This window comes from Halochromatium sp. (genome assembly GCF_054919635.1).
In genome coordinates this window covers 1-3,921 of the sequence record NZ_JBUDPI010000347.1, presented here as the reverse complement: position 1 = coordinate 3,921, position 3,921 = coordinate 1, and the positions used below count along the sequence as shown (strand labels likewise).

4 protein-coding genes are annotated in these 3,921 nt (G+C 59.4%); all 4 read right to left on the bottom strand.

Going from position 1 to position 3,921, the window contains the following annotated elements; all coding sequences use genetic code 11:
* Genes ACY693_RS16355 through ftnA form a run of 4 tightly spaced genes read right to left on the bottom strand, consistent with a single transcriptional unit; the run spans position 1 to position 3,556 of the window.
* Complete coding sequence (locus ACY693_RS16355; RefSeq protein ID WP_462322875.1) at positions 1 to 735, bottom strand: GUN4 domain-containing protein; 735 nt, start codon at positions 733 to 735, stop codon at positions 1 to 3.
* 41 nt (positions 736 to 776) lie between these two features.
* Positions 777 to 2,657 (bottom strand): ferrous iron transport protein B, encoded by a 1,881-nt coding sequence (feoB, locus tag ACY693_RS16350; protein WP_462322874.1) that lies wholly within the window; start codon positions 2,655 to 2,657, stop codon positions 777 to 779.
* On the bottom strand, positions 2,654 to 2,998 hold the full coding sequence (locus tag ACY693_RS16345; protein WP_462322873.1) for a FeoA family protein: 345 nt from the start codon (positions 2,996 to 2,998) through the stop codon (positions 2,654 to 2,656). The genes feoB and ACY693_RS16345 overlap by 4 nt, the downstream gene beginning before the upstream one ends.
* 12 nt (positions 2,999 to 3,010) lie before the next feature.
* Positions 3,011 to 3,556, bottom strand: a complete 546-nt coding sequence (gene ftnA, locus ACY693_RS16340) for a non-heme ferritin (protein ID WP_462322872.1) — start codon at positions 3,554 to 3,556, stop codon at positions 3,011 to 3,013.
* Between the last annotated feature and the right edge of the window lie 365 nt (positions 3,557 to 3,921).

Below are 3,921 nucleotides of genomic sequence, written 5' to 3'. Positions count from 1 at the left end.
CTAGGGAAGACATTCACCAACACGATCCATAAAGCGGTGCATTTGGTGTACACGCTCAGGTGTTCCAGACCGGGACTTAGGAGAGGTCGGACGATAGGCCTGGGGCGGGACGGAGATCGGCAGATGTCCGGCCGGAGCGTCATCCAGATTCGCGAATAGGTCGTCGTCGACAGGCAGGAGCTGACCATCCTCAATCCAGCCAACGGCTTCAGCGAACCTCTGATAGCGCGTCTGATCATCGACCTCAGGATCGGTATCCACCACCTGTTGATAGACCTGCGCCTGGGCGCGAAAGCCGAATCGGCCGTCCGAATGATGGCTCCAGAGCCGGTCTAGATGACCCAGCACCTCACAAGGAAAGCGCTCACTCGCCTTGGTATCGAACCAACCCTCGCCAGCGCGTCCGGCCGCCTCCAGGGCCACCTCCATGGTCAGACGATTGGCTTCGGGCCATCGCTCGGCGTCGAGCAGGGCGTCAATACGCCGATAGTCGGCGGACGGATCAGCCTCCAGCCCATCACCATCGTTGCCATTAACACCCAACAACGCGGCAGCGCCAAGCGATAGGAGCATCGCCACTACTGCGCCAAACAGCCCCCATTTGACGCAGACGCGAGCGCATTCTCGTTGCTGGCGGTGAGGCTGGTTCGGCGCGCGTTGTCCTTCTAGCTGCTGCTGATGCGCATCGTTCAGGACCTCAGGTCCTGACGGGTTAGCCGCATCGACAGCAGACATCGTTGAAGTCTCACCCGCAGTCTCGTTAACGCTGTTCATGGTCAGACCCCTCCCGTCACGAGACGCCAGCCTTGATAGAAGAGAAAGCTCGCGATCCAGGCAACCGCCAGTGACAAGGCTAACGAGAACAGGGTGAAGCGCCAGGTGCGCGCTTCTGCCTTAATGGTCGCCAAGGTCGTTAAGCAAGGCGTGTAGAGTAGGCTGAAGAGACAGAAGCTGAATGCTTGGCCAAAGCTCAGGGTTTGACTCAGCTTTAGGTGCAGCGCGTGATCGCTCATGCCGTAAGCAATGGCAAGCGCGGCGAGCTGAATCTCTTTCGCGACGAACCCGAAGATCAGCGAGACCGTCATCAGCGCGTTGATGCCGAGCGGCTGCATCACGGGCTCAAAGAAGCGTCCAAGTTGTCCGGCATAGGTATCCATGCCGGAGGCACCTGCCGGAAACTTCGTCAGCAGCCACATCAACACCGAGCCGACGACCATGAAGACCATCAGTCGGCCAAGGAATTCGCGCATCTCCGAGATTAGCTTGGTGACTACCTGCTTGACGGTTGGCAATCGATAGGGCGGCAGCTCCAGGACAAAGGGCTCCGTGTCCTTCAGCGCGCCGCTGTAGCTCATCACTGCGGCGATGATGAACGAGACCGCAAAGCTCAGCAGGTACAGGATAAAGAGCGCAATGGCGCCATAGATACCGGTCATTACCGCAGCAAGGATGAAGACGAAGACCTGCAGGCGCGCCGAGCACAGCGAGAATGGGATGACCAGCATCGCCGTGAGGCGCGCCGCACGACTACGGATGACTCGGGTCCCCATAATCGAGGGCACATTACAGCCGAAGCCCATGATCTGAAGCACAAAGGCGCGCCCATCGAGACCAAGGCGCCGCATCAAGGCATCCATTAGGTAGGCCGCGCGTGACAGATAGCCACTATCTTCCAAAATCGCCATCACGATGATAAACACGGCGACCAGGGGCACGAAGGTGGAGAGCAGAGAGATCCCCGCCCAGATCCCGTTGAGGAGCAGCTCGCGGGCGAAGGCTGGCAGCGGTGCAACCAATGGCCCAAGCACGTGATCGCCAAGCCAGGTCACCGCATCACCTGTTGGGTCCTGCAGCGGCAGGCCGATGTACCAAACCACCATGAAGGCGATCAGCATGGTGGCAAAGAACAAGGGGATGCCAAAGACCGGGTGAAGCATCACCGCGTCGATGCGGCTGGTCAAGTTTATTGAGGCCAGCGGCGGCATTGTCAGGATGCCATCGAGCTCAGCGGCGACGCGATGCTCATCGATCGGGTCGCGACCGAGGCACTCAGAGAGGTCTGTGACGCGTAGTGACTGCTCCTGGGCGCGCACGGCAGCTGAGATCCCGGAAACTGCCGTATCGCAGCCGCTGCCGTACTTGGCGCTTATAGGGTAGACCAGCATGCCAAGGCGCTTTCGCAGTTCGCCGATATCGATGTCGACGCCGTAGCGGCTGGCCTCGTCGGCCATGTTGAGCGCAACCACAGCCGGCAGTCCGAGTGCCTTGATCTGCAACGCAATGCGAATCTGACGATCGATTTGCGTCGCGTTGATGACCAGTACGATCAGGTTGACGGCGTTCTCCGACAGAAAACGCTGAACGACATGCTCATCCTCGGTGAAGCCGTTCAGATCATAGATGCCGGGCAGGTCGACAAACTCGGTGCGCTGACCATCGAGGTCGATCAACGCGCGCTGCAGATCCACAGTTAGACCAGGCCAGTTCGCAACCCCGGCGCGTGACTTTGTCACGCGATTGAAGAAGGTCGATTTGCCGGTGTTGGGCTGGCCGATAAAGGCAATGCGACGCTCAAAGGTTGGTCGATCGGCTAGCGCTTCGGCGACCAGGCAGGGCTGGTCACCACTGAGGATGACATCGGCGGCCAAGGTGCTCATGCGTCGCTCCGGGTTGTGTGAGCCTGAGCGCTTGGTCCCTCTCCCGGACCTGCCCGGTGCCGGCGGCGACGATGCCCTAGGTGACGACCTGTACCGGGCTGGTGTTCCCGAATCTGAACCCGCTCCGCCTCGGAGCGCCGGATCGCGACCTCGGTGGTGCTGCTGACTCGTACATGCAAGGGTCCGCCGAATGCTGCACCGCGTAAGACTAGAACGGGCTTGCTTGGGACCAACCCGAGCGCTTCGAGCCGAATCTTGAAGCCGTCCTGCACTTCGGTGCCGTCACTATTGATTACGTCGATGATGGCTTCGTCCCAGGGGCTGAGATCTCGTAGGGTCATGCTGAGCGACCCCTATTGTGCGACCGCTGCAGTGGTCGGATCGGCCACACCGGTCCCGGCAGCGGGCGGTGTCGCCAACGCGCCGATCTCCTTATCGATGAAGAAGACCCCCTGATGGTCGGTCCCAATCAACTTGATTTTGTCCAACACCGATTTGAACAGAAACTCTTCTTGGTGCTGCTCAGCGACGTACCACTGAAGGAACTGATAGGTCGCGTAGTCAGGTGTTTGATGAGCCTGATGGACGAGCTTGTTGATGGCATCCGTCACATGCTGCTCATGCTCAAGCACCTGCTCGAACAGCTCCTGAAGGGAGTCATAGCGGGCCGTGGGTGCAGGTATCGCCGTCAGCTCGACGAGGGCGCCGGTTTCGTTCAGGTAGGTGATCAGCTTCTGCATGTGCGTCCGTTCTTCCTCAGCGTGCTGGGCAAGGAAGGCGGCACAGCCATCGAGACTCTTGAAGGCGCACCAGCAGCTCATCTGCAGGTACAGGTTCGAAGATTGCAGCTCCAGGTTGATCTGCGCGTTGAGGCTAGCGGTCATATCGGGCGTCAGCATGCAAGTACCCCACGATCGAAGGTGGTCCAGTGCAAAAATAAACGATCCGCGTTCTCGTTACGCGAATGTTTTAGATAATCATGTAGTGCTTGAGTCTTGTCAACCCCCAGTCGGCCACTGTTGAAAGGGCAGTCACTCCGAAACGTCGTGTTCATCGCGGATGCTCTCGCGACGGTCAGGTCCGTCTCATCCGGTACCCTGATCGTCTCGAACAGGAGCCATAACTGGTCGAGTCTTCGATCGGTGGCGACCCTCGTGTCGGCACGAGCTGGCGCAACAAGGCGCACAAGTCAGCGCGGGCGTGCTTGAGCCAGGCACGGTTCCGCTACGAGCTGATCGAATCCTTGACGCCGTTGTGAAATGTG

What these genes read in the sequence shown, in the direction of transcription:
- ACY693_RS16355 (WP_462322875.1), bottom strand. Translation starts at nt 735, where the DNA reads ATGTCTGCTGTCGATGCGGCTAACCCGTCAGGACCTGAGGTCCTGAAC.
- feoB (WP_462322874.1), bottom strand. Translation starts at nt 2,657, where the DNA reads ATGAGCACCTTGGCCGCCGATGTCATCCTCAGTGGTGACCAGCCCTGC.
- ACY693_RS16345 (WP_462322873.1), bottom strand. Translation starts at nt 2,998, where the DNA reads ATGACCCTACGAGATCTCAGCCCCTGGGACGAAGCCATCATCGACGTA.
- ftnA (WP_462322872.1), bottom strand. Translation starts at nt 3,556, where the DNA reads ATGCTGACGCCCGATATGACCGCTAGCCTCAACGCGCAGATCAACCTG.